The 25,910-nt window shown below is 44.9% G+C and carries 28 protein-coding genes; 11 read left to right on the forward strand and 17 right to left on the reverse strand.

The window, feature by feature from the left end:
- Positions 1-169 precede the first annotated feature (169 nt).
- Complete coding sequence (ylqF, locus tag Q4549_RS18570; RefSeq protein WP_303553929.1) at positions 170-1,114, forward strand: ribosome biogenesis GTPase YlqF; 945 nt, start codon at positions 170-172, stop codon at positions 1,112-1,114.
- A gap of 91 nt (positions 1,115-1,205) precedes the next feature.
- Here the strand turns inward: ylqF and Q4549_RS18575 are convergent, their stop codons facing one another.
- From Q4549_RS18575 to nudE, 3 genes are all read right to left on the reverse strand, one after another.
- Positions 1,206-1,613, reverse strand: a complete 408-nt coding sequence (locus tag Q4549_RS18575) for a cytochrome c5 family protein (RefSeq protein ID WP_137674830.1) — start codon at positions 1,611-1,613, stop codon at positions 1,206-1,208.
- A 136-nt stretch (positions 1,614-1,749) separates the two neighbouring features.
- Positions 1,750-2,565, reverse strand: a complete 816-nt coding sequence (gene cysQ / locus Q4549_RS18580; RefSeq protein WP_303516289.1) for a 3'(2'),5'-bisphosphate nucleotidase CysQ — start codon at positions 2,563-2,565, stop codon at positions 1,750-1,752.
- A gap of 4 nt (positions 2,566-2,569) precedes the next feature.
- Positions 2,570-3,133 (reverse strand): ADP compounds hydrolase NudE, encoded by a 564-nt coding sequence (nudE, locus tag Q4549_RS18585; protein ID WP_303553880.1) that lies wholly within the window; start codon positions 3,131-3,133, stop codon positions 2,570-2,572.
- A 75-nt stretch (positions 3,134-3,208) separates the two neighbouring features.
- On the opposite strand from nudE, the gene yrfG reads away from it, so the two are divergent.
- On the forward strand, positions 3,209-3,871 hold the full coding sequence (yrfG, locus tag Q4549_RS18590) for a GMP/IMP nucleotidase (RefSeq protein WP_303553879.1): 663 nt from the start codon (positions 3,209-3,211) through the stop codon (positions 3,869-3,871).
- Between the two features lie 36 nt (positions 3,872-3,907).
- Here the strand turns inward: yrfG and Q4549_RS18595 are convergent, their stop codons facing one another.
- The 12 genes from Q4549_RS18595 to gspC form a co-directional block, all read right to left on the reverse strand.
- Positions 3,908-4,663 (reverse strand): type II secretion system protein N, encoded by a 756-nt coding sequence (locus Q4549_RS18595; protein ID WP_303553878.1) that lies wholly within the window; start codon positions 4,661-4,663, stop codon positions 3,908-3,910.
- Entirely contained in the window at positions 4,660-5,130 is a 471-nt protein-coding gene (locus Q4549_RS18600; RefSeq protein WP_303553877.1) for a type II secretion system protein M, read from the reverse strand. The genes Q4549_RS18595 and Q4549_RS18600 overlap by 4 nt, the downstream gene beginning before the upstream one ends.
- Positions 5,127-6,329 carry a type II secretion system protein GspL gene (gspL, locus tag Q4549_RS18605; RefSeq protein ID WP_303553876.1) on the reverse strand — a complete coding sequence of 401 codons (1,203 nt, stop codon included), beginning with the start codon at positions 6,327-6,329 and terminating at the stop codon, positions 5,127-5,129. Before gspL ends, Q4549_RS18600 begins: the two co-directional genes overlap by 4 nt.
- Positions 6,326-7,315: a type II secretion system minor pseudopilin GspK gene (gspK, locus tag Q4549_RS18610; RefSeq protein WP_303516298.1), complete on the reverse strand. Its 990-nt coding sequence runs from the start codon at positions 7,313-7,315 to the stop codon at positions 6,326-6,328. The genes gspL and gspK overlap by 4 nt, the downstream gene beginning before the upstream one ends.
- Complete coding sequence (gene gspJ / locus Q4549_RS18615; protein WP_303516299.1) at positions 7,315-8,034, reverse strand: type II secretion system minor pseudopilin GspJ; 720 nt, start codon at positions 8,032-8,034, stop codon at positions 7,315-7,317. The genes gspK and gspJ overlap by 1 nt, the downstream gene beginning before the upstream one ends.
- Entirely contained in the window at positions 8,034-8,396 is a 363-nt protein-coding gene (gene gspI / locus Q4549_RS18620) for a type II secretion system minor pseudopilin GspI (RefSeq protein WP_137674839.1), read from the reverse strand. Before gspI ends, gspJ begins: the two co-directional genes overlap by 1 nt.
- Positions 8,389-8,982: a type II secretion system minor pseudopilin GspH gene (gene gspH, locus Q4549_RS18625; protein ID WP_303516302.1), complete on the reverse strand. Its 594-nt coding sequence runs from the start codon at positions 8,980-8,982 to the stop codon at positions 8,389-8,391. The genes gspI and gspH overlap by 8 nt, the downstream gene beginning before the upstream one ends.
- Position 8,983: 1 nt before the next feature.
- On the reverse strand, positions 8,984-9,424 hold the full coding sequence (gene gspG, locus Q4549_RS18630) for a type II secretion system major pseudopilin GspG (protein ID WP_303553875.1): 441 nt from the start codon (positions 9,422-9,424) through the stop codon (positions 8,984-8,986).
- A gap of 28 nt (positions 9,425-9,452) precedes the next feature.
- Positions 9,453-10,670, reverse strand: a complete 1,218-nt coding sequence (gspF, locus tag Q4549_RS18635) for a type II secretion system inner membrane protein GspF (RefSeq protein ID WP_137674842.1) — start codon at positions 10,668-10,670, stop codon at positions 9,453-9,455.
- A gap of 8 nt (positions 10,671-10,678) precedes the next feature.
- Positions 10,679-12,151 (reverse strand): type II secretion system ATPase GspE, encoded by a 1,473-nt coding sequence (gene gspE / locus Q4549_RS18640; protein ID WP_161985205.1) that lies wholly within the window; start codon positions 12,149-12,151, stop codon positions 10,679-10,681.
- A 65-nt stretch (positions 12,152-12,216) separates the two neighbouring features.
- The gene (gene gspD, locus Q4549_RS18645) at positions 12,217-14,259 is read right to left on the reverse strand and encodes a type II secretion system secretin GspD (protein ID WP_303553928.1); all 2,043 of its coding nucleotides are present in this window, start codon (positions 14,257-14,259) and stop codon (positions 12,217-12,219) included.
- A gap of 88 nt (positions 14,260-14,347) precedes the next feature.
- The gene (gene gspC / locus Q4549_RS18650) at positions 14,348-15,172 is read right to left on the reverse strand and encodes a type II secretion system protein GspC (protein WP_303516306.1); all 825 of its coding nucleotides are present in this window, start codon (positions 15,170-15,172) and stop codon (positions 14,348-14,350) included.
- Positions 15,173-15,490: 318 nt separating this feature from the next.
- On the opposite strand from gspC, the gene hslR reads away from it, so the two are divergent.
- From hslR to pckA, 3 genes are all read left to right on the forward strand, one after another.
- Positions 15,491-15,886: a ribosome-associated heat shock protein Hsp15 gene (gene hslR, locus Q4549_RS18655; protein WP_137674846.1), complete on the forward strand. Its 396-nt coding sequence runs from the start codon at positions 15,491-15,493 to the stop codon at positions 15,884-15,886.
- Positions 15,887-15,898: 12 nt separating this feature from the next.
- Positions 15,899-16,780 carry an Hsp33 family molecular chaperone HslO gene (gene hslO, locus Q4549_RS18660; protein WP_137674847.1) on the forward strand — a complete coding sequence of 294 codons (882 nt, stop codon included), beginning with the start codon at positions 15,899-15,901 and terminating at the stop codon, positions 16,778-16,780.
- A gap of 179 nt (positions 16,781-16,959) precedes the next feature.
- Complete coding sequence (pckA, locus tag Q4549_RS18665) at positions 16,960-18,585, forward strand: phosphoenolpyruvate carboxykinase (ATP) (RefSeq protein WP_137674848.1); 1,626 nt, start codon at positions 16,960-16,962, stop codon at positions 18,583-18,585.
- Between the two features lie 65 nt (positions 18,586-18,650).
- Here pckA and Q4549_RS18670 read toward each other — a convergent pair whose 3' ends face one another.
- On the reverse strand, positions 18,651-19,733 hold the full coding sequence (locus tag Q4549_RS18670) for an extracellular solute-binding protein (RefSeq protein ID WP_137674857.1): 1,083 nt from the start codon (positions 19,731-19,733) through the stop codon (positions 18,651-18,653).
- 318 nt (positions 19,734-20,051) lie between these two features.
- On the opposite strand from Q4549_RS18670, the gene Q4549_RS18675 reads away from it, so the two are divergent.
- The 4 genes from Q4549_RS18675 to Q4549_RS18690 all read left to right on the forward strand — a co-directional run bounded on the left by Q4549_RS18675 (position 20,052) and on the right by Q4549_RS18690 (position 23,197).
- Positions 20,052-20,411: a TraR/DksA family transcriptional regulator gene (locus Q4549_RS18675; RefSeq protein ID WP_137674849.1), complete on the forward strand. Its 360-nt coding sequence runs from the start codon at positions 20,052-20,054 to the stop codon at positions 20,409-20,411.
- A 112-nt stretch (positions 20,412-20,523) separates the two neighbouring features.
- On the forward strand, positions 20,524-21,456 hold the full coding sequence (pyrB, locus tag Q4549_RS18680) for an aspartate carbamoyltransferase (protein ID WP_303516311.1): 933 nt from the start codon (positions 20,524-20,526) through the stop codon (positions 21,454-21,456).
- Positions 21,456-21,914: an aspartate carbamoyltransferase regulatory subunit gene (pyrI, locus tag Q4549_RS18685; protein ID WP_137674851.1), complete on the forward strand. Its 459-nt coding sequence runs from the start codon at positions 21,456-21,458 to the stop codon at positions 21,912-21,914. The genes pyrB and pyrI overlap by 1 nt, the downstream gene beginning before the upstream one ends.
- A 278-nt stretch (positions 21,915-22,192) precedes the next feature.
- Complete coding sequence (locus tag Q4549_RS18690) at positions 22,193-23,197, forward strand: DUF2860 domain-containing protein (RefSeq protein ID WP_303553874.1); 1,005 nt, start codon at positions 22,193-22,195, stop codon at positions 23,195-23,197.
- A gap of 59 nt (positions 23,198-23,256) precedes the next feature.
- On the opposite strand, the gene Q4549_RS18695 is transcribed toward Q4549_RS18690, so the two are convergent.
- Entirely contained in the window at positions 23,257-24,183 is a 927-nt protein-coding gene (locus tag Q4549_RS18695) for an exo-alpha-sialidase (RefSeq protein WP_303553873.1), read from the reverse strand.
- A 183-nt stretch (positions 24,184-24,366) separates the two neighbouring features.
- Here Q4549_RS18695 and Q4549_RS18700 point away from each other — a divergent pair, with 183 nt between their 5' ends.
- Together Q4549_RS18700 and Q4549_RS18705 are read left to right on the forward strand one after the other, a co-directional pair.
- Positions 24,367-24,753 (forward strand): DUF3302 domain-containing protein, encoded by a 387-nt coding sequence (locus tag Q4549_RS18700; protein WP_303516320.1) that lies wholly within the window; start codon positions 24,367-24,369, stop codon positions 24,751-24,753.
- Complete coding sequence (locus Q4549_RS18705) at positions 24,753-25,895, forward strand: HlyD family secretion protein (RefSeq protein ID WP_303516322.1); 1,143 nt, start codon at positions 24,753-24,755, stop codon at positions 25,893-25,895. Before Q4549_RS18700 ends, Q4549_RS18705 begins: the two co-directional genes overlap by 1 nt.
- Positions 25,896-25,910: the final 15 nt, after the last annotated feature.

Raw genomic sequence — 25,910 nt, forward strand, 5'->3', positions numbered from 1 at the left:
CCTATCAACATAGCAGCTAGATGCAAACTCTACCGTAAGAATCATCTATATGCTTAATAAATGTACTGTAATTGGTAGTGTAAATAGTTTGTTCACACTACAAAGCACTACACTTTACCCGTGTGGTGAGTACAATGAGCGCCAAATTGCACAAATAAGTGGGGATGAAATGGCCATTCAATGGTATCCAGGGCATATGCACAAAGCCCAAAAGCAGATTAAAGAAGTGATGCCAAAAATCGATTTAATTATCGAAGTATTGGATGCGCGGATCCCCTACAGTAGCGAAAACCCTTTAGTAGCCACTTTACGTGGTGATAAACCCTGCATTAAGGTACTCAATAAAAGCGACTTAGCCGATCCTAAAGTAACCGCTTTGTGGCAAGAATATTTTGAACAAGAGCAAGGAGTTAAGGCGATTCCTTTGTGTACAATTCAAGGTAATCAAACTCAAGATTTGTTAGCGCTTTGCCGCAGTATGCTGCCTAACAAGGGAGGTGTAGATAAACCTATTCATACCATGATCTGTGGTATTCCAAATGTAGGTAAGTCCACCTTAATTAACGCCTTGGCCGGCCGACAAATTGCTAAAACCGGTAACGAACCGGCAGTGACAAAAGCTCAACAGCGGATCCGCTTAGAAGGCAATGTTATCTTATCCGATACTCCTGGAATTTTGTGGCCAAAGTTTGATAATGTCGCCAGCGGCTACCGCTTAGCCACTACCGGCGCAGTTAAAGATACGGCTATGGATTACGATGACGTAGCAGCCTTTGCCTGTGAGTATTTGCTACAAGCTTACCCAGAAGAACTAAAATCCCGTTACAAGCTTGAAGAATTGCCTGATTCAGAAGTGGTTTTGATGGAAGAAATAGGCCGTCGTCGCGGCTGTTTAGTACGTGGTGGACACGTTGATTATGTAAAAGTGGCCACTATTATTCTCAACGAATTACGCGATGCAACGATTGGGAAAATAAGCTTAGAAACGCCCGCGATGGTTGCGATTGAGAAAGTCGAAACCGCTAAGGTTGTAGCTGAGAAAGAAGAGCGAAAAAAAATGGTGGAAGAGTTGCAGAAAACTAAAAAACGCCAGCGCCGTCGTAAAAACAGTTAAACCTTGATTAAGTATTGAGTGAACGAGTTTTGCTAGTCCGCAACTAAAAACACCACGCAAAGGCGTGGTGTTTTTCTATAAAGCCAAATACTTACTTAATCATGTAAGCAATAACTTCTTTAATTTCATCTTCGCTACAATCGCCACAAGTCCCTTTTGCTGGCATAGCGTTAAAGCCTTTCCAGGCGTGGTCAAACAAGGTTTGTTCACCTTGAGCAATACGCGGAGCCCAAGCTGCGCTGTCACCTTTCTTAGGTGCGCCTGCCGCGCCTGTACTATGACAAGCAGTACAGAATGTATTGTAAACCGTTTCGCCATCACGTGGGCCACTTGAAGCTGCTGGCGCTTTGGCGACGTCTAATTCACCATCTAGGTAAACTTCACCCACTGGCTTAATACGCTCAGCAATGGCTTCGTCAGACATGTCTGCCGCAAACGCGTTAGGCACAATTGTTAAGCAAATAGATAGTACCAGTGTTTTCCAGTTCAAAAGCTTCACCCTTATCTCTCCTCGTCGTGCCTACTGACCGCAGTATTAGGCATCCTTGTCATTATTGGCAAAATTATACCCGCTATTACCTTGAGGTTAAACCATTGTAAAAACGAATATTAGATTGATGTATCCGAGTTGTTAGTTAGCTAGGATTTTTTAGAATATCGCGCCACGGTAATTGCGGATCGCCCAATGAGATAAAATTGGGGTTTTCTAAAGACTCTCGCTGGTTATAGCTTAATTCACGCAGATGTAAATCGAGCAAAGTACCGCCAGCTTCTTGTAAAATAATCTGTGGAGCACCCGTATCCCATTCCCCTGTTGGCCCAACCCTAATGTAACAATCGGCTGCGCCTTCGGCCACCATGCAACTTTTTAAGCTAGCACTCCCCAATGGGTAAAGTTTGTAATGGTAATTACAGTTTAATATGGCTTGCAGTAAAGCAGGACGTTGTACTCGGCTAGTCGCCACTCGAATATGTTCTGGCTTCTCAGGATAGTGACGGCTCTGAATAGCGCTGCGTACGCCATTCTGTTCTTTAAATGCGCCATGCCCTTTAACCGCTGCGTAAAGAATTTGTACGATAGGCCCATAAACTACCCCAAGTACCGGTTGATTATTGTCAACCAACGCAATTTCAGTGGCGAAGTCCCCGCTACCAGAGACAAACTCTTGGGTGCCATCCAAAGGGTCGACCAGCCAATAAGTCGTCCAACCTTCGCGTTCAGCCAAGCTTATATCGGCTTGTTCTTCAGATAAAATGGGAATGTCAGGCGTGAGCGCAGTTAAGGCATCCATAATAAAATGGTGGGCTGCGTAATCTGCCGACGTTACTGGTGTAGCGTCGTCTTTGGTCTCACTAACAAAATCGCCTTTTTCGTAAATATTACGAATAATCTCGCCAGCACCGCGGGCTATTTCAATTACCTCAGGTAACACACTAGCAGGGTCAAACATCCTATTACTTTCTCACTTTGTTCTGCGTTAACCATTTCTCTAATAGCAACAATGACGCAACACTGCGGGCTTCAGAAAACTCTTTGCGGGCATATAAACTGTCTATTTGGTTTAAGGGAACCTTAATCACCTCAAGCGGTTCGGGCTCATCACCTTCTAATACGCTTGGCTCTAGACCTTGGGCAACAAACACCGACATATGGCTAGAAAAGTAACCGGGGGCTACCGACAACTCGGTAAGCAACTGCAAGCTATTGGCCTTAAATCCAATTTCTTCTTGCAGCTCGCGGTTAGCTGCTTCAAGGGCTGTTTCGCCACGATCTACCAAGCCTTTAGCAAAGCCTAGTTCATAACGTTCTGTTCCGGCGGCATATTCACTAATAAGCAGCAGTTCATTTTGCTCAGTGACCGGCAAAATCATTACCGCGCCTTGGCCTGATCCAACTAAACGTTCATAAATTCTTTTTTCGCCATTACTGAACTCCAGATGTAACTCTTCAATTTTGAAGAAGCGACTTTCGGCAGCTATGGCGCTGTCTAATAATCGAGGCGGATGATGCTTGCTCATCTATCTTCCTGCTATCATTAAGTTATTGTCATTGTTACATTGCTGTTAGAAGCACTCAAGGACTAGAGACCAAGAATGTTTGACTGGACTAAAATCGACACCGTTTTATTGGATATGGATGGCACGCTGCTAGATTTGCATTACGATAATTACTTCTGGATGCATTATCTTCCCATCTCTTTTGCTCATCAAAATGGCTTAAGTTTAGATGAAGCGCGCGAGCGTTTATTTGCAGATTATGAAACCGTATCGGGCACCTTAGATTGGTACTGTTTTGACTATTGGAGCAACAAAACCAATATCGATATTCGACATCTAAAAACCGAGGTAGAGCATAAAATTCAATGGCGAGACGACGTTAAACCCTTTCTTGAAGCGCTCGCCGTTGCGGGTAAAAACCGGGTGTTACTAACCAATTGCCATCCCGATGGTTTGGCAACAAAGATAAAAGTAACTGGGCTAAACCAATATTTAGATACCTTGTTTAGTACCCATCAATTTGGGTACCCCAAAGAAGACCCAAAGCTATGGCAGGCCTTAATTGAGCATCATCCCTTTGACCCCGAGCGCACCTTGTTTATTGACGACAATGAACATGTACTAGAGCAAGCACACTTATTTGGCATTAAGTATTTGTTGGGTATTCGTAACCCCGATTCAAAACAAGCCAGCAAAGAGTTTACTCATTACCCTTCCATTGACGATTACCATCACTTCACTAAAGAGCTGTTGGGATAAATAAAAAAGCTAGCGGAGTCGCTAGCTTTGGTCGGTTTATCGCGGCAAGCGGCCTTGCTGTTTAAAGCGATAGAAGCCTTGCGGATCAGGTCGGCCAATATACTTAAGGTTGTTACTTAAGCTACTTGGCATGTCTGCCCCGGCCTTTATCTTGCCTTCGGCAAGCCAATTAGGTTGACCAACTGAAGCCAGTAACTCTAACTCCAATTGTTTATCACTGTGTTTTAGCGCTATGCTTGGTTGGCCTTCATTACAGCTTAAGTCTGCCTTGGCATTATCTAAATCTAGTTCGCCCAGTGGTGTTCCCACTAGCGGGCCTAACCACATTAACTGCCCTTGTAGCTGTTCACACCAGGGGCTGCCTTGGCTAGCATCGGTCAATGCGAGTTGAATATCGCCTTCAACCGAAATAGGTAAAGGCATAGGTACTTGCTCAACCACCCAGCTAGCCGGCGCTTCAAGCTGCCAATCTTTCAAAAACCAACCCGAAAAATTCAAACCTGCCTGGCCTTGGCCCTGCAATTGTTGTCCTTTTCCTAGCTTAATATCTACCGCCAGTCGGCCTAACAATAAAGAGGCTGGTTTAAAGCTCCAACTCACGTCATGTAAGGTAAGGTTAGGCGTGTCTACACTCAATAACTCACCTTGCCAAACTGAGCCACTTGGATGATTTAACTTTAGCTGCTTTGGTATAGGTAAATAATTAAGTGCAACACTTAGTGGCGTGGTAGCCACCAAACTCACAAGGTAAACGGCAACTAATAACAGTGCTACACCAATGTACTTCTTCATTCTGCTTTACCTAAACGTAACCTACGCACACCTACAATGCCTGGCTCTTTGCCTTCATCTAAATCTACGTTTTCAACCACTATGCCATAGCGCTGACTCAGCATTTTTAGCCAAGTCATTAATTGGTTAAACGGCACGTTTTCAATCCATACTTCCACTTCATCGCCTTTAGGCTGAATTCGGCTAATGGTAATACGTTGTTGGCGTGCGCTACTGCTTACTGACTGGCTAACATTCACCTTACCAGCATTTTTTTGCGATGGGCCACTAGCAATAATTAACTCACCCTGCTGCTGCGCCCATATCAAGGTTTGCTGCTGATTAAGCAAACGCTGCTTGGCGGTTTCATTCGCATTAGCAATCGGCGACCAAATGCCCCAATACAGTATCGCTAAGGCCATCACCGCAGCGGCAGCCATTACTAAGTTCTGCTCTCGCTTATTTAAGCTTTGCCACCATTGCTTCATGACGCTTTCCTTATTACCACAGTGCCAACTACCGCACCCGCTTTATTGCTTAGCGTACCTTGCTCGGTTTCAAAGGGCTGAACAGCTTGCCTAAATTGTTCAAAACTCTGGAAATTTTTGGCTTCTGCTTGCAAACGAATTTCGCCTTTTTTCTGATCGAAGCGCAGGCTAACCGGTTGGAATCCAGTATTTTTATCCATGGCTGACGCAAGGTGTACCATCATCATCAAGAAATCTTGTTCTGGCGCTTGGCCAATTCCTGCTAAAGCTTTACGAAAATCACTACGGATTCGACTATCGCGAATCCGCGATACTTCAGGAAATACTTTTTTATACACCGTGCGAATATTGCTATCTACCTCGGCAATTTGCTGCTCTGTTTTATAGGTATCAACTACCTGATAAGTGAGCGCTAATGCAAAGCACACCCCGGCAGCAATGGCGACTTTACGCCACTGTAGCCAAATTTTAGTCAGCGGGTTAGCACTAGCATATTGGCCTTGCAACAAATTAAGCTTGGCTTTTTTAGCGCCGTCGGCCAGCAATTTCATGGCTAACTCTGGCGCACGAGCTTGCCACTCAATGCCCTCAATATCTATCTTCGGTGATGGGCTGTAATGCTGAACCACTAATTCTGGATATTGTTTGGCTAACAAAGGAAGTGCAACACTTAACCACGCTTGGTCAATGCTCATGGCTCGACCATCGCTAAAACGAAACAACCATTGTTGGTTTATTTGCAACGCTGACGCTTGGCCTTCTTCCGGCTCGGGTAAACAGTACCCCTCTACACACCAGGTTTGGCTGTAAATACCCGCGGCTTCTAACATATCCTGCCAGCTGTCCATCTGCTGATGGCTCACGCAAGCCACATCAATAGTCTCTTTGCCTTTATCTAATAAGCAAATATGTAAACTATCTGGGTCTTGGGCGAGTTGCTCTTCTAGCATAAAAGGAGCGACTTGCTGCCATGAACGCTGTGCAGTTTTTGGTAACTCTAACTGATGGTGGCTTACATCACTGGTGGGTACCAATACAATCACTCGGCGATGTTCGGCTTTGTCTTGCAATACTTCCAGTTCGGCACTGCCCGCTAACTCACCAGCGGCAATAACTTCTTGCTCGTTGTCAGACCATACCATCCAATTAATGACTTCTTTGCCAGTGCTGGGTAGGCGAATAATGAGTTGTTCGTTCACAGTTCGTCTCCAAAACTTCTGCGGATCATTTTAAGATCAGAAGTACCACTGCGCTGAATAACGCTAGTCATTTGTGCTTGTCCTTGTTCATTTTCTACTAACAGCTGCGCTTTAAAATAATTAGAGCGCAACGCAAGCGTTTGTTGTAAACCCGCTTGAGTTAAAGGAATACCGGCTAACGCGGGGTGAGTCATCATCTCATCCAACAAACGATACCCCTCATCGGGACGGTCATTCAAGACCTGCTGTGCACCAGTGTTATCCAGATCAGGATAAAACAGTGCTTCTAATAACTGGGGCTGGTCAACCGCAATGGTATTCACGTTAACCGCCAAACTGGTTTCGGGTAATGCGCATATAAACGGCTTTGCTTTGCGGTAGATGCTAGCAGTAACCCCATAAACCGCTCTAAACTCACTGCGATCTGCCATTGGCATGTTCGCCGGCAGATAGCCTGGATTTAAGCCTTCGTACACCCCATCTTCTGCACCTTGTGGCAGAGGAATAGTATCGGCATCAATCCAATCTCGAGTCGCGTCAGTAATTTGCTCTGCGGTATAAGCATCAACCCCTAAGGCCACTAGCAAACCGGTAAATTGATCGGCAACTTTAGGCGGCTGACCATCGCGCTTATTTGGTTGGCCTAAAGCATTCAAATTAAAGCAGGCCTGCATATCTAGGATACGGCCTTTGATAATAGAATCTTCTAGTGGAAAAACCATGCCCTCGGTTGCCCAGTATTGACCAAGGTGCACACGATCGTCATCTTCCAGATCTTGTTTGATTACTTTAATCGCAAAGGCCTCAGCACCAGACAATAACCAATTGGCACGTAACGAATGCTGCAAGTTATTGGCGCGGGCTAAATCGAGTTGTAAACGCTGACTAAACTGCGCGGCTACTACCACCATTACAGCCAAAATAAGCATCACAGTAAGCAAGGCTACGCCGCGTTGACGCTGAAGAGAGCGAGGCAAGTTAACCATTATGAAGCATCCGGATCAGGCTGGCTGCCAGAGTTATTACCGCCACTATTACCGCTATTGCTACTATCACCTTGGTTGGTATTATTGTTTGCATCTTCTTGCGCTTGGCTAGCCACGGGCGCTCTGCTGCCTTCAGGGCTTAAAAACACTCGGCGCAATTCGCCAAAATCTTTGTGAGTGAGTTTTACTTCAATGGCGCGTGGTAATTGATTACTGTCTGAGACTTGGTCGCTCCATCCACTAGAGCCATGAAAACGAAAACTCAGCTCTTCAACGTCATTCAAAATCACCATTTCACGTGGTTCGTAACCTACCACCGCATCAGGATGAGCATAAAAACGCTTAATCAATTTCTCGTCTTTCACGAGGTAAGCAACCCGCTGCAGCTGTGAACGGCGAATCACTGATTGCGGATTACGCCAGCCCAACACCATCATTTCAATGCCCATATCATCGCTTTCCAGCAAGTACTTTTCAGACATGATTAAAGGGCGCTGTTCTTCTGTTTCATCACGCGCTGAACGTGGTGCGAGTTGGGTAAAATCACGTTGCATTAAAAACATAGCGCGTTGCACTTCGCGTAAACGTTCTCCGTGTTTTTGGGAGATTTCATCACTACGCATAACACCTTGCAGTACCTGATAAGCAGCCATGGTAAGCAAAGCAAAAATAACAATCGCTACCAGCATTTCTAATAAGGTAAAACCGCGTTGCTTCATTAGCGGCTCACATAACTGGTGATTTCGGCCAAGGCGGCTTTTTCTTCGGCATTGCGATAGACCGAAATGGTGACCGCCACAAAATTAGGATCACTCGTTGCAACGCCTTGCGAGCGCCACTGCCATTCGGTGTCGGCAAATGTGGTAGTGCCTTTGCGGCTAGAGGTACCAGGCCATGTATTGCTGAGTTTAAGCTCAGCCATTTGGTTGTCGGCTATCCACAGGGCAAAGGTTTTTTCTTGAATATAACTGAGGCTGCGTAAATTCTCTGAAGCACTTTTCATAACAGCGGTGCCCGCAATGGCTAACACCGCCAGCGCCACCATTACTTCAAGCAGCGTCATACCGCGCTGCTTATTCATCTTCATCGTCCCTTTCAATGGTAAGCTGACCAAGATCGTCACTGCTTACTTGCCAGCGATTTTGGCTGTCTTCGTAAGCAAATATCAACTTAAAGGGAGTCACTTCGCCACTGCTTAACAGCAACACTTGTGGAACAATGCTTTGTTTAACTTCTTCGGTGATAAAGTCTTTTTCAAACAAATCACCTTCTTCAAAGCCTAAACTACCACTGCCATAGCCTTGCTCTTCTAGCTCGGCATCTTCAAGGCTTAGCTCGAGAAAGTAAGGTTGTTCAAATACTTTCTCTTTAAAAATTCTATCGTCGAGTTTTATCCAACGTTGTTTCTCCATACGCACAAATTGGTAACGCTCAGCATCGCTATAAATGCCGTAATCATACCCGGTGAGCAAGGCTTGCTCTTGCGCGTATTGCACCAAGGCCGCTAAACGCTTGGCTTGTTGCTCTACTATTTTTTGCTCACTTGAACCTGACACTGACATGACGACCGAGTAAATCCCTATCGACATTAACAGCAATACTAAAATCACTTCCAGCAAGGTAAAACCTTGCTGGCGTGAGCGTAGACTTAAGTGAGACTTGAGCAATTTACTGGTCTAAATTCCAGTTGCCAATATCATCGGCAGTGCCTTCTTCACCATCAAAACCCGCACTAAAGATGTCGATGCGGCCTTTTTCACCCGGGCTGATAAGAATGTAGTCGTTACCCCATGGGTCTTTTTGCAAACGACGTAGGTAGCCATCTTCAGGGTAATTGCGCGGCTCTGGGCTTGAGCTTGGTTTACTAACCAAAGCATCTAGGCCTTGATCGGTCGTTGGGTAACGTGAATTATCTAAACGATACATGTCGAGGGCGTTTTCCAAGGCGATGATATCGGTTTTGGCTTTTTGAATATCAGCTTTTTCTTTATTACCCAGTAGGTTTGGTACCACCAAACCCGCTAAAATACCCAAAATAACAATCACCACCATCACTTCCAGCAAGGTGAAACCTTTGCTAGTTGCTTGTGTGTGCATCGATTTTTGCATTGTTCTTACTCCGAAATACCAGTTAAGCCTATAGCCCAACCATGTTATTGAGTTCCAAAATTGGCAATAAAATTGCCATTACGATAAATAGCACGATACCTGCCATGGTAACAATCAAGGCAGGCTCGAATATCCCTAATGCTATGTTTACTTGCATTTCAAACTGACGGTCTTGGTTGTCGGCAGCACGCTCCAACATACCCTCTAACTCGCCAGAACGCTCACCACTGGCGATCATATGTAACATCATCGGTGGAAACAATTTGGTGGCTTCTAAGGATGAGTGCAAGCTACTGCCCTCTCGAACTTTAGAAGCTGCGTCTAATACTTGAGCACGCGCATGATCGTTAGTCAGTACTTCGCCCGCAATGCCCATACCTTCTAACAACGGTACTGCACTGGCATTTAGAATACTTAAAGTACGAGCAAAACGCGCGGTGTTTAAACCTTTACTAACTTTACCCACAACTGGCATGCCTAAAATACGCTGATGCCATTTCATGCGTACTTTGTCTTTTTGCAGCATTCGCTGCCACACAACCATGGCAAACATGCTGCCCAAAACAAACACCAAACCGTAGTCACTCACCAATTCACTAACGTAAATGAGGAACTTAGTAGCATTGGGTAACTCTTGTCCCATGTGTTCAAACTGAGCTACCACCTTTGGTACTACCGACACGAGTAAGATGGCGATGACGGCTAAACATACAAAGGTGAGTACCGCAGGGTAAATAAGCGCTTGCATGGTTTTCATACGCATGGCTTGGCGTTGCTCGGTATAGTCGGCTAAGCGATCAAGTACCTTGTCTAAGTGACCCGACTTTTCGCCCGCAGCCACCATGGCACAATAGAGTTTTTCAAAGACATCGGGAAACTCAGCCATACTGTCGGCCAAGCTGTAACCTTCCACAACTTTAGAGCGAACCCCTAAGATAATGCTTTTAAGTTTGGGCTTTTCACATTGCTGCCCTACCGCTTTCAGCGATTCTTCAATAGGCATTGCTGCCGCAACAAGGGTGGCGAGTTGGCGAGTAAGCAGCGCCAAATCTGAGGTGCTAACTTTGCTCTTAAAGCGAAATCCACTACTCTCTTTTTTGGCTTTTTCTGCCACGGGCTCAATTTTAAGCGGAGTGAGCCCCTGTTCACGTAAGTAAGACCGCACTTGACGCGCGGTGTCGGCCTCATGAACGCCAGTAGACTTTTTGCCTTTTGGGTTAAAGGCTTGATACTCAAATGCTGGCATTACTTTAACTATCCTTCGCGGGTAACACGCAATACTTCTTCAAGACTAGTAATGCCCTTCAATACCTTGTTTACCCCATCTTGGCGGATACTAGGACAAGATGAGCGCACTGCATTTTCAATTTCTTGTTCACTACTGCCCGAGTGAATCATGTCACGAACATCGTCAGTGACGGGCAATAGCTCATGAATACCAGTTCGACCACGATAGCCAGTATTGTTACAACTTTCACAACCCACTGGACGATAAACCGTGGCATCTTTAGCAATGCCTAACAGCTGATGCTCATGCTCACTCACTACATGAGCTTCACAGCAATCACGGCATAAGGTTCGCACTAAGCGCTGAGCTAATACAGCTAATAAACTAGAAGATAACAAGAACGGTTCTACACCCATATCGCGTAAGCGGGTCACCGACCCAATCGCGGTATTGGTGTGAAGAGTCGATAATACCAAGTGACCGGTTAAACTGGCTTGAACAGCAATTTGCGCGGTTTCTAAATCTCGAATTTCACCAATCATTACCACATCGGGATCTTGACGCAAAATAGCGCGTAAGCCACGCGCAAAGGTCATATCAACTTTAGTATTTACCTGAGTTTGACCAATACCCTCAATGTTAAATTCAACCGGATCTTCTACGGTAAGAATATTGCGGTCTTTGGTATTAATATCGTTGAGGCCAGCGTACAAAGTGGTACTTTTACCGGAACCGGTAGGCCCAGTAACCAAAATAATGCCGTGCGGTTTTTTCAATAAATCGCTAATAATATCGCGGTAATTCTCGGCTAAACCTAAGCTTTCCAATTTCAGTCGCGAGTTATTCTTGTCTAATAAACGCAGTACTACCCGCTCGCCATGGCTCGATGGCATGGTAGATACACGCACATCAACAGCGCGACCAGCAATACGCAAAGAAATACGGCCATCTTGCGGCACCCGTTTTTCAGCAATGTCTAAACGCGCCATTACTTTGATACGAGAAACCAACAAAGCCGCTAGTTTACGATGAGGGCGCAAAATTTCTCGTAATACACCATCGATACGGAATCGAATTACTAAAGCCGCTTCAAAGGTTTCAATGTGAATATCACTGGCCCCTTCTTTAATCGCTTCGGCTAACATCGCGTTAATCAATTTAATGATTGGCGCGTCGTCTTCGGTTTCTAGCAAGTCTTCGTTTTCTGGTAGCTCTTCCGCCAAGGTATAAAAGTCCATATCGTTGCCGATATCTTCCATTAACTGACGTGCTTGCGAAGAGTCTCGTTGATAACCTTCGGTAAGGCGCTGTTCAAAATCATCATCAGACAAGGCTTCACAGGCAAACTCTTGCTTTAATACTCGGCGGATCTCCAGCAAAGCTTCAAGCTCAACCTTAGAATTATGATAAACCCGCCAAGCATCTTGTTGTTTCTCAAGCATTACACCGTAAGACTTAGCAAATACATAAGGCAGCTGCCAGCCTTCAACACCCTCCATATGCGGGGTGTCTGACACTAGCGCTTTCTCATCTTCTAATACATTTAGCTCAGCATCTAAGTCCATTACTCGGCACTCACTTGCTCTTTGTTTGCTTCAGCCTCTTTAGCGGCTTTATCGGCTTCTTCTTTCTTTAAGCGCTCATTCTTTTCTTTCAAAAAGTCAATGTATTCTTGTACTTCAGGAGATACATCGTCAGTTGAATTGAACTCTGGTAATACCGGTACTTTGGTTTCTGGCATTAGCGCTACACCTAGCTCTTCACGCAACAACTGCTGAGCGCGAATTTGGCTGTACTTGCGCGAGCTAATATTTTGCATCGTCACTGAGTCACGAATGATGGTTGGACGAATGAAAATCATTAAGTTGCGTTTAACTTTCTTTGAGTTAGTTGAACGGAACAAGTGCCCTAATACTGGAATATCACCCAATAGTGGTACCTTTGATTCACTCTCTTCAATTTGGTCGTCTAACAATCCACCTAAAACAATCGTATCGCCGCTGTCTACTAACACTGTGGTTTGTAATTGGCGTTTAGCAAATACAACGTCTACTGAAGTTTGACCCTGTACCTTTGAGACTTCCTGCTCAATGGTAAGTTGAACCGCATTACCTTCGTTAATTTGTGGGGTTACTTTTAGTTTGATACCCACTTCTTTACGGTCAACCGTAGTGAAAGGATTATCGTTACTGCTGCTTGACGCTGAACCTGTTAGTACAGGTACCTCTTCACCTACAGTAAAGAAGGCCTCTTTGTTGTCCAAAGTGGTAATAGACGGCGTTGCTAGCAAGTTAGAGCGAGAATCGTTTGCCGCAGCTTGGACTAACACTCCCCAATCGGCGCCATAAAAACCAAAGGCTGCGCCAGAGATTTTAGCCAATGCGCTGGCTAGACCAGAGATATCTCCTGGAGTATCAGGGTTAATGGTGGTGTTTTGGTTGTCACCAGAACCACTGATAATGGTTGTACCCTCTGTAGGTTGGGCATCGTAGATACCAGCACCAATTTCACTGATTGATACACCAGCATCGTTAAATTGAGTACCACCAGCTTTAGTCGCCCACTGTACACCAAGGCTAATACCGTCGCCTTCGGCCACTTCAACAATAATCGCTTCCACGTTGACTTGGGCGCGGCGAATATCAAGCTGATTAATTACCCCTTCCAAAGTACGCATGTTGTCAGGTTGAGCGGTAATCACCAAGGTATTGGTGTCTTCATGCGCTTCAATAGAGAAATTGCCGCGCGAGCTACTACTATTGGTTTTCTTGCCACCACCAGCGGCTTCTGCAGCCACAGTTTCACTCACACCTTTTAGTACGTCCACAAGGTCGGCGGCTTTGGCATATTTCAGATAAAACACCCGTGTATTGCCGTAGGTTTCTAACTCGCTATCTAACTTAGCGACTAAACGGACGATGCGGGCACGGGCACTTGGCTCACCTGAAACAACTATACTGTTTGTACGCTCATCGGCGACAACTTTAGGAATCAGCAAACTGGCTGCTGCGCCTTTGCCGCCAGTACTCGCGGTTAATGATTCAATAATTCGCACAAGCTCACCGGCTGAGGCGAATTTAAGGCGAATAATATCAACTTCTTGGTCACCAGCTTTATCCACGCGACGAATAATTTCCACCAAGCGATTTACTACTGCGGCACGACCGGTAAGCATAATGACGTTGGAAGGGTCGTAATGCACCACGTTACCGCCACCCGCGTTATCGTTTAGCTGACGTAATAACGGAGCGAGCTCTCGTACCGATACATTTTTAACCGCAACAACACGCGTCACCATTTCATCGCCAATGGCTTGATCGTCTCGATCAACAACCGGAATCGCGCCAGCTTTAGCGTCTTTAGCACGAACAACTTTGGTGACGCCATTAGGCATGTCAATCACCGCGAAGCCGTAAACATCTAAAACACTTAAGAAAAATTGATAGTACTGCTCTTCGGTAAGTAAGTCGTAACTGCGAACGTTAACCTTACCGCGCACCGCCGGATCGACAATAATGGTTTTATTGAGATTACGCCCAACCGTGGTGATGAACTCACTTATATCTGCGCCTTTAAAATTTGCCGAATACTCGGTGGCACTCACCATTCCGCAAAGACCTAATCCAATTAGGCCAACAAGGCTGCGGCGAACAAAGCGTAATGCTTGCAACTTCATGTTAAATAAATCTCCGGTACTATTCATCTGGCAGGCTGAACAACACATCCTGCAACTGGCCGTTACGTTCTACGGTTACCGTAATATCCGTTAACTCGGCCATTTCTTGCATCACTTGCATTGCTTGCGCGTTATCACGCAGGTCATATCCATTAAGGGCAACCGCTAAATCATTAGCTTTTAAACCCACTTGTTTAAATAAGGCAGCATTTTTACCAGGATTAACCCGGTAACCGCTTAAGGCACCATCTTTACGAACCGGCGAAATACGAATGTAATCGGTTAATTTAGAAGGGTCTTTTAATACTTCTTTCACATCAACCTTGGCAGTCTCATCGCTAGGTTTACGGGTGTTGCGCTTGGCATTATTTGCATTTGCACGGGCTTGCGAGCGTTTGATTTCAGGATCAAGTAACAAACTCTCATAGACACCACGGTGCAACAATATAATACGGTCGGTTTGGATCTCTTTTATGACAGCCTGAGTCCCTTTTATCGACTCTTCGATGCCGTAGGTTTGCTGCTTGCCTTTGTGCTCTACAATCGCTAAGGCTTTTGATTGGTCGCTACTCGCCACCAATCCAGAAAGGGTAAGTTTTAATGAGGTTTTAGGTGCATCAGTCGAAGACGGCGTAACCACCTTCTTAACCGTTTTCTTTGCTTGGTATTCACCAAACAAATGCTGTTTAGTTAAGCTGTCCAGATCAACTTTAGACTGAGTGCTAACCGTATCAACTGGCTGCGGAACCCAGCGAAAGGATTGCGATTTAGTTGGCACTAATAACCACGTAATTGAAGCCAACTGATAAGCGGCTAAACACATCAATAATAATGTGATAAACACGCTGCTCTTTTGAGAAGGAACGTATCGAGCAAACTGAGCTGAAAAAGAGTTAATATCCATTTATTCGTTATAATACATCTGTCATCGTTAACCGATTCTCGATCATCCTTATGAAAAAACTATGGCAAACCGCCTCATTTAGAGGGTTCTTCATTCTAAAGGGAGTTATGCGTAGAACAAGTGCTGCAAGTGTAAATTTTGCATTTAATTGCACTTTTATCAGTTTTCTGCTGGATAACGCACTAATCCAAGACATAGCTAGCCCGCATAAAACTGATATAATTTAATAGATAATATATAAGCCAGCTAAGACTTAGCATGAATTCACAAAACTCTAACAAGCAACAACCGCGCATTGACAAGTGGTTATGGGCCGCTCGATTTTACAAAACTCGAGGGCTTGCACGCGACATGGTGATGGGTGGCAAAGTGCACTATAACCAGCAACGTTGTAAACCCAGCCGCAGCGTAGAAGTTGGCGCAACCATAACTTTATGGCAAGGCCAGCAACAAATAGAAGTGCTAGTACAGCAACTCAGTGACAAACGAGGCCCCGCGCCACAAGCACAATTGCTTTACCTAGAAACCGAAGACAGCGTTAAAAAACGCGAACAATTTGCAATGCAACGAAAACTCATGGCGCAGAATACTAGCCCAGAACGTCGACCTGATAAAAAACAGCGTCGGAAGATCATTCAGTTTAAACAACAATAGTCAGGCCTAAACATGAAGCAAGACATACTCAATCGTTACTTATTCGAAGATTACAATCTACGTGGCGAACTCGTGCAGTTGCAGCAAAGCTACCAAGAAATCGTCGAACAACAAAACTACCCAGCGCCAATCCAAAACCTATTAGGTGAATTACTCGCGGCAACTTGCTTACTGACCGCCACTCTTAAGTTTGAAGGCGACATTACCGTACAACTGCAAGGCGATGGTCCGCTAAGTGTGCTTGCAGTCAGCGGCACCGACCAACAAGAGATGCGTGGCGTAGCGCGTTACAGCGATAACATCGACCCACAAATCAGCTTTACCGACTTAGTGGGCAATGGCCATATTGTCATTACGATTACCCCAGCTAAGGGCGAACGTTACCAAGGCATTGTAGAAATTGACCCACAAGGTGTTGCGGCCAGTATCGAAAGTTACTTTCAGCAATCAGAGCAGTTAAATACCCGCATTTGGTTATTCACCGGCATGTTTGATGGCCGCCCACATGCCAGTGGCTTATTCCTGCAAGCGCTGCCAGCCAGCAAAGATGAAGACGCAGAACACTTTGAGTTAATTAAAACCCTCAGTGAAACCACTACAGCCCAAGAAAGCTTTGAATTAGACGCCGAGCAATTGCTGTATCGCCTCTACCACGAACATCAAGTACGTGTGTATGAACCACAAGATGTGATATTTAAATGCAGCTGTTCAAAAGAGCGCTGTGAAACAGCATTAAGTAACATCGACCACAAAGAATTGCTCGAAATTTGCCATGAACGCGGCCATATTTCGATGCATTGTGACTACTGTGGACATGACTATAAATTTAACGAAGCCGACGTTGAAAACATTTTCACGCGCAATATATCGACAAACCCTGCCAAAATTCATTAAACTGACCTCAGGAAATGCGGTGTCAATCGCATTTCCTAGATACAACTCTAATAACCATAAGAAAAGTACTGGTAATTTGACGACCCTCTCTTTTTGGTACCACTAAAGGGATAGAATCGAAGCCAACACCAATAAAAATATAAAATTAAATCTTACCTCTCTACCTACAGGAGACTGCTATGCTTGACGTTGCAGAAAAAGATCAGGTTATCGACCTGGCTCAATACGGCATCAAAGACGTGTCGGACGTGGTGTACAACCCCTCATACCAACAACTCTTCAAGGAAGAAACTCGCCCCGAACTCACCGGCTACGAACGTGGAATTGTCACCGAATCAGGTGCCGTTGCCGTTGATACCGGGATTTTTACTGGGCGTTCCCCAAAAGATAAATACATTGTGCTTGATGATTCCACCCGCGACAGCATGTGGTGGACCTCTGAACAAGCCAAGAACGACAATAAACCCATTGATCCTTCGGTTTGGGCCGACCTTAAAAAAACCGTTACGGATCAACTCTCTGGCAAACGTTTATTTGTGGTAGACACCTTTTGTGGTGCTAACCCTGATACTCGCTTAAAAGTACGTTTTATTGTTGAAGTTGCTTGGCAAGCTCACTTTGTTACCAACATGTTCATTCGTCCTACTGCCGCAGAGTTAGAAGACTATGAGCCTGACTTTGTAGTAATGAACGGTTCTAAAACCACCAACAAGAAATGGAAAGAACAGGGTCTAAACTCAGAAAACTTTACCGTTTTCAACATGACCGAAAAAATGCAAGTGATTGGTGGTACTTGGTATGGCGGCGAAATGAAGAAAGGTATGTTCGCCATGATGAACTACTACCTTCCTCTTAATGGCATGGCGTCAATGCACTGTTCTGCCAACGTTGGCAAAGACGGTGACACCGCTATCTTCTTTGGTTTATCTGGTACAGGTAAAACAACCCTGTCTACCGATCCTAAGCGCGAGCTGATTGGTGATGATGAGCACGGCTGGGATGACGAAGGCGTATTTAACTTTGAAGGGGGTTGTTACGCTAAAACCATTAAACTAAGCAAAGAAGCTGAGCCTGACATTTACAATGCCATTAAACGTGACGCATTATTAGAAAACGTCACCGTTCGCAATGATGGTAGTGTGAACTACGATGATGGGTCTAAAACCGAGAATACTCGGGTGTCTTACCCTATCAATCACATTGAAAACATTGTTAAGCCTGTTTCCAAAGCGGGTCATGCTAAAAAAGTGATCTTCTTAACCGCTGATGCCTTTGGCGTATTGCCGCCCGTTGCTAAGCTAACGCCTGAGCAAACTAAGTACCACTTCTTGTCTGGCTTTACCGCCAAACTTGCCGGTACTGAGCGTGGCATTACCGAGCCAACACCTACTTTCTCAGCATGTTTTGGAGCGGCCTTCCTTACCTTGCACCCTACTAAGTATGCAGAAGTACTAGTAAAACGCATGGAAGCAGCCGGCGCAGAAGCTTACCTAGTGAATACGGGTTGGAACGGCACAGGCAAACGTATTTCCATTCAAGATACTCGCGCAATTATTGACGCCATTCTTGACGGCTCTATCGAGCAACAAGAAACTAAACAATTGCCAGTATTTAATTTGGAAATCCCTACTAGCCTACCCGGCGCAGACACAGAGATTTTGGATCCTCGTGATACTTACCAAGATCCTCTGCAATGGCAAAGCAAAGCAGACGACCTAGCCCAACGCTTTATCAATAACTTCGATAAGTACACTGATAATGCCGAAGGTAAAGCACTGGTTGCTGCTGGCCCTCAGCTAGACTAAGTACTTCCCGCAATAAAAAAACCAGCCTAAGGGCTGGTTTTTTTATACTTACAAATCACTAAAACTTAACGGCCAGATTTAAACTTGGTCCATAAACGCGTACGAGTACGTTCTACTTTTGGTGGCACAGCCACAAAACCGTATAAATGCTCAGAAGCTTCTTCACTAGGGTAAATCCCTTGGTGAGCGGCAATCTCAGGGTCAATTAAAGCGGTAGCTTTAGTGTTTGGGTTAGCGTACCAAACAAAGTCAGTCACCTTAGCAATCACTTCTGGGCGCAATACATAGTTAATAAAAGCGTGAGCGTTCTCTGGGTGTTTAGCATCTTTTGGAATGGCAAACATATCAAACCACACGCCAGCGCCCTCTTTAGGAATAATGTACTCAAGCTCTACGCCGTTGTCGGCCTCAGCAGCGCGATCACCGGCCATTAACACATCACCAGACCAACCAATCGCCACACAAATGTCACCGCTGGCTAAATCATTAATGTATTGCGAACTATGGAAGTAGCGAATGCTGGGGCGAAGTTGCTCCATCAGCGTTTCAATCTCGCCTTTGTAATCACTCTGCTTAGCACTGTTTGGATCTTTGTCCATGTAATTAAGCATCGCGGCCACAACTTCGCTAGGAGCATCCAAGAAAGCAATGCCACACTGGCTAAGTTTAGCGGCGTTCTCTGGGTCAAAGACTAAAGACCAAGAATTAAGGTCGGCATCTTCACCTAAAATCTCTTTTACTTTATTTACGTTGTAACCAATACCCGTAGTTCCCCACATATAAGGAATACCGTATTGATTACCTGGGTCAAAACTTTCTAGCGTGGCCAGTAGCTTAGGATCCAAATTGTCCCAGTTGCTTAACTTGCTACGGTCTAGTTTTTGATAAACCCCTGCCGTAATTTGGCGACCGTAAAAGTCATGCGATGGTGAAACAATATCAAAACCGGTGCTGCCCGATAGCAACTTGGCTTCTAATACTTCGTTGGAATCAAATACATCGTAAACCACCTTAATACCAGTTTCTTTTTCAAACTCGGCGATAGTGTCTTCAGCAATGTACTCAGTCCAATTGTAAACATTTAGTACTTTCTCTTCTTGAGCTATTACTCCGCTGGTGGCCAAAGCTAATAGGCTAACTAGCAGCATGTTTATTCTATTCACTCATGCAATCCTCATTATGGCGTGATACTTAAATCACTGTGGTTATCTATTTATTAGTTTAGTGCAGATGCCGTTTTATCACTGACAAAACACTCGATTTTGCTCAGTAAAGAAACTGAGCGCGATAGTAACGGGTAATTAATTGAAACCCAAGTGCTAGCTGGCTAACAATTATCCAAAAAAGCTCTTTGAAAAGCCTTTACACCTCGGTAAAATTGGCGATTAACTAATTTTTTGAGTTAATCACGTGGCAACAAGGTAAGGACCGCGTTTAACACAATAGGAAGGAAGACATTCAAAACAATGATTAGCGATCAACAAATAGAGACCATTCGTCTGCAGCTCGTCGAGCAACTTAACGAAACTCAACAGCGCCTAGAGCAAGACAGTCAGCTATTTAAAGACAAAGAAGATTCTGGCGACGATGTCGATCGAGCCAACCAAGAAGAGTCTCAGCAACTGCAGCTAAATCGTCGTCAGCACGACATCGCCCACGTTAAAAGCATTAAAGATGCGCTACGCCGTATCGAAGAAAAAGACTATGGCTTTTGTGAAGGTTGTGGTGAAGACATTAGCTCGGCTCGATTAAATGCACGACCAGAATCGCGTTACTGCATTGATTGTCAAGATTATCGCGAGCGTAAAAGCAGCCAATACGCCTAATCTAGGCGCTATTTGCAAATAATCTTAGTATTCCTTATTAAGATCATATTCACTGGCTCTGCTCGCTGATATAATTCCGTTCCGATTTCACATCGGATTAGGATCTGCGAGCATGAACAACCCGCTTTATCAAAAGCACATTATCTCTATCCCTGATTTTTCCCGTCAGGAACTTGAGTTAATCGTCGACACCGCCCAAAGCATTAAACAACAACCCCGTCCCGAGCTACTAAAAAACAAAGTGGTGGCTAGCTGTTTTTTTGAGGCTTCGACTCGTACACGTTTATCTTTTGAAACCGCAGTACAACGTTTAGGCGGCAGCGTAATCGGCTTTGCCGATGGTGGAAATACCTCGCTGGGTAAAAAAGGCGAAACCCTGGTTGATTCAGTAAAAGTAATTTCTTCTTATAGTGATGCTTTTTTCATGCGCCATCCCCAAGAAGGCGCAGCACGCTTAGCCAGTGAATTCTCCAGTGTTCCGGTAATTAATGGCGGCGACGGTTCTAACCAGCACCCTACGCAAACCTTGCTCGATCTATTCACCATTTACGAAACCCAAGGGTCATTAGAAGGCTTAAAAGTCGCTTTTGTTGGCGATTTAAAATATGGCCGCACTGTACACTCCCTCACTCAAGCTTTATCGCTATTTGGTTGCGAGTTTTACTTTATTGCGCCCAAAGCGCTGGCGATGCCTGACTACATTATTGAAGAATTAAATGCCCGTGAAATCAAATACAGCTTGCACGACAGCATTGAAGAAGTGGTAGACGAACTCGATATTTTGTATATGACCCGAGTACAAAAAGAGCGCTTTGACGAAACCGAATACCAGCATATGAAATCAAGCTTCATCTTGCGCGCAGACATGCTGAAACAAGTGAAAGACAACTTAAAAATCTTGCACCCATTGCCACGCGTGGATGAAATCACCACCGATGTAGACACCACTCCTTACGCTTACTACTTTGAACAAGCAGAAAACGGTGTTTATGCTCGACAAGCGCTGCTCGCCTTGGTGATGACTAACGAATTTGGAGCTCAATAATGAAGAAGAAGTTGCAAGTAGAAGCCATTGCTCACGGCACCGTTATTGATCACGTACCAGCCGGTCAAGGCATCAAAATTCTTAAGTTTTTCCAACTATCGGCCGCTCAAGAACGAATTACCGTAGGGCTTAACCTGCCAAGCGGCGAGCAGCAGCAAAAAGACTTAATTAAGGTAGAGAACACCGTATTTGATGAGAACCAAGCCAATCAGCTAGCCTTGTTTGCGCCCAACGCGACCATTAACTTAATTGAAGATTTTGAAGTAGTACGTAAATTTCATGTTTCTACACCTGAGCAAGTAAAAGGTGTGTTTGCCTGCCCTAATAGCAATTGCATTAGCCATAACGAGCCTATCGACAGTAACTTTTATGTGCGCCATCAGCAGCAAGACATTAAGTTAAAATGCCATTACTGTGAAAAAACCTTCGACCGCGGCTTGTTTTCAGAACTCGACTAACCTCCGCTAATCATCCGTAATAAACAGAGCGCCAGCCGCTCTGTTTTTGTTTGTTGCGCTTAGTGACTCACCCCGTAATAAAAAAGCCAACGTGCTACGGCAGTTCATCTATATTTAATACACTAATAACAAGCTCAACAAATATTGCTGTTACAAAGCTGTTAGCTTAAGTTATTGTAGAGTAACAAATTACTGATCTATTTAACGGTTTGACGCGTAGACAGAGTTAATCCACATTGATGAATTAACTCTAATGCCCCGATACAAGGATGTGACTAATGTTTAAACGAGTAAGCTCGCTGCTCTGTTGTAGTATGTTGTTTAGTTTCACTGCCGATGCTCGCCCTTTAGCTGAAGAGCCGGGTTGGTCTGCCACCATTAACCTCAACGTGGGTTATGTTAGCGGTCAGAACCAATTCTCAACTGATGACGACAATCAAATAACCGATGATTTAACAAACAATGGTAAGAGCTCTAGCTCGGCAATTGTTTATCCGCTATTACGAGTGGAATACACCACCGAAGATCTAAAGAACCAATTCTTCTTAGGTAACAGCCGCGAGAATTTGGGCCGAGCTCAATTCCAATACGAATTAGGGTATACCCGCGCAATTAGCGACCGCAGCAAAATTACTGCCGCCTACTTCCCAGAACTTCCCTTACTTAACGACACTTGGGCAGACCCTTATTTGGTTGGCGCAGCTCGCCAAAAAACCGATGAGAACTACCAAGGTGGTCGAGTTCGATATGAAGCCATAGCCGATGGCCCCTTAACGCTTGAATACGTGTACGCAAAACGTACTGTAGACAACGAGCAAAGTGGTACAAATTCCGCCTTAAACTTGTCTGACACTCAAATTGCTTCGCTTAGACGAAATGCCAACCTGCACCGTATCATTGCCGAAACCTTTGTTCCGCTGTCTCGCAAGTGGTTCTTAGCACCTGCGGTGGCTTACACCACCGCCAAAGCCGACGGTGACGCTAACGACTTCGACCAATACACTCTACGTTTAACCAGTATTTACCGCTCTGGCCCTAATGTATTCACCTTAAATGCTGAATACGGCCAAACTAAATTTTCTGGTGCTAATCCAGTGTTTGATAATCAAACCCAAAAAGATGACAAAGTGTCCTTGTTTGGTATTTACGTTTACAACGAACCTTTTGGTTGGAAGAACACCATGTTCAACGTATTAGGTGGTTATAACAATACCGACTCAAACATCACCTTTTACGACAGCAAAGGTGGTATTGCAGCCTTTGGTTTCGGTTATACTTTTTAAGCAAACTAGCATTAAAAAGGCAGCCTAGGGCTGCCTTTTTTTGTTCATTGCGGTCAGCGCTAATCTTGGCTTAAATCTAATTCGGCCAGATAAATGGCTGTTTTATCCTCATGGCTAGAATAGTAACTGCAATATATCGCATTGCCTTGCTGCACCAAGCCGGGGTAACTAGTATCGCCATCAGATGGCAGCACTTGTACCTCATTCAACTTTCCTTGGTCGGCATCTAACCAGCACAAACTGGTACGCACCGGTTGATATAAACGTACCGCGCATAACAAACGCCCATCGTCTAATTTAAGCATGGCTGGCCCACCAATAGGAACACCTAGATCCTGCCACTGCCAATCCAAATAAGGCGGTTTGGCATAACCTAGCTGGCCGGTGCCACTGTCTTTGTCACGACGCAGTAAACACAAAGCAGCGCCGTCGTCTAACAAACTCAAGTCGTGCTCGTTAGGATAAGCCAAGCCGTTTTGGGCTAGGCTAAATAGCGGGTCTAAATGCATTTGGTAATCACCAGCAGCATCCATTTTATATAAGCTCACTTTATCTAAGCTGTAGTTATACGCCACCGAGTAAGCACCATCGGCTAAATAGCGGCTTCGCCACAACCACATATTGGCATCACCTTGGGCACATAGTTTAGACCAGGTACTACCATCATCAGACCACGCGGTGAAGCTTTGTAGGTCAAACCTTTCGCTGCTACGATTCACTCCGGCGCAGGTTAATAATAATCGGCCATCGGGGCTTTGCACTAGCTTTGGGTCACGTAGGTCTATGCCATCAATGTGAATCAAGGCTGCTGAGCTAAAATCGTTTTCATCATAGCCTCGACGAAGAATACGAATATCGCCTTCATCACTCACGTGCCCTTCGGCTTCGCGAAAGCATAACCACAGGGCCTGTTTAAACTCGCAGAGATCGGTAAAGGCATTGTGTTCCCCTTCATCCCAAACCCGCTCTACCGAACATAACTTCATAAACACCCTCTGAGTGATTAATCCAGCCTCTAAGCTGACAATTTTAAGCTAATGATTTAAATGGCAAAGTAACTTAACAAGCACACCAAGTTAAAGCGCCGTGACTTAATACCTTTATCGACGAATATCGTTTAAGCTGAATAACAGTTTTAGTTAATCGCAAAAATATCCCAAGGAGGGACTATGTTTTTGGATTTTTTCGCTTTAGGGCTACTGTTTTTTGTTGGCCTCACGCTGTTTTACGGAATTATCGCCATTCACGATATTCCCTATGAAATATCTAAACACCGTAATCACCCCCATCAAGACGCCATTCACGTAGCTGGCTGGATAAGCTTGTTTACCTTACATGTTATTTGGCCCTTTTTATGGATATGGGCCACCTTATATCGAGAAGATCGTGGCTGGGGCTTTAAGCAACTCGAACAACAAGAACAAGCCATAGAGCAAAAAGAACAACAACTAGAATCTCGCGAAGATGAACTTGCTGCAGAAGTGGCCAAGCTAAAACGGCAAGTTGCCATTATTAGCAAACATGTACAGCAGCTAGAACAACAGGAGAATCAATAATGGATTTATTGCTCATTCTCACTTACACCGGCATTTGCATTGCGGTGTTCAAAATATTCAATATCCCACTCACTAAATGGACAGTACCTACCGCAGTGCTTGGCGGCATTGTTATTATTGGGGTGCTGCTCATATTAATGAATTACAACCATCCGTTTACCGCCCAAGCGAGACAAATATATACTTCGGTGCCAATTATGCCCCTAGTAAGAGGCAAGGTTATTGATGTACCGGTAGTGCCAAATCAGCTGATTAAAGAAGGCGATATACTGTTTAAGTTAGACCCAGAACCTTTTGAAGCGGTAGTAGCACAACGTGAAGCGGAAGTTGCAGCAGCGCAACAACAAGTACCACAACTATTAGCACAATTGGCCAGCGCACAAGCCACCACCAATGCCGCTAAAGCCGAACGAGACCGCACTCAAAAGGCCTACCAACGTTATGCCGAAGGCCGCAAAAAAGGCGGTAAAAACAGCCCCTTTACCGAGTTAGAAGTAGAAAACCGCCAACAAGCTTATTTAGCGGCCGAGGCGCAACTGCAAGTAGCCGAAGCCAATGAAACCAATGCACGTTTGGCCTACGACTCGCAAATAAACGGGGTAAATACCAATGTAGCTCGCTTGCAAAGCCAGTTAGATAAAGCCTTATTCGACCTAGAGCAAACGGTGGTGCACGCCCCTACCGACGGCTATGTAACCCAAGTAGGTTTACGTAAAGGCATGGTGGCAGTTCCCATGCCGCTGCGCCCAGTAATGACCTTTATTCCTAAAGAAGAAAGTATTTTTGTAGGGGCTTTTTGGGAAAACTCTATCAAGCGTTTAAAAGCAGGTGACGAGGCCGAGTTTATCGTTACCGCTCAACCAGGTATTGTGTTTAAAGGTACCGTTCGCCAAGTTATGCCAACCATTGCCGAGGGTGAGTTTCAAGCCAATGGCAGCTTGCGTGGTGCAGATGCCTTGTTTAAACACAGCCGTAGTTTAGTGATAATTGATCCAGAGCCGCGCTTTGACGACTTCGACTTTCCAATAGGGATCAGCGGCCAAGTGGCGATTTATACCGAACATTTCCATCATGTATCGGTGATTCGAAAAGTACTGTTACGTATGCAAGGTTGGGTGAACTACATTTTCCCCTTCCATTAATGACCCGCTAACAAA

The organism is Agarivorans sp. 2_MG-2023 (assembly GCF_030548085.1).
Taxonomy (GTDB): Bacteria; Pseudomonadota; Gammaproteobacteria; order Enterobacterales; family Celerinatantimonadaceae; genus Agarivorans.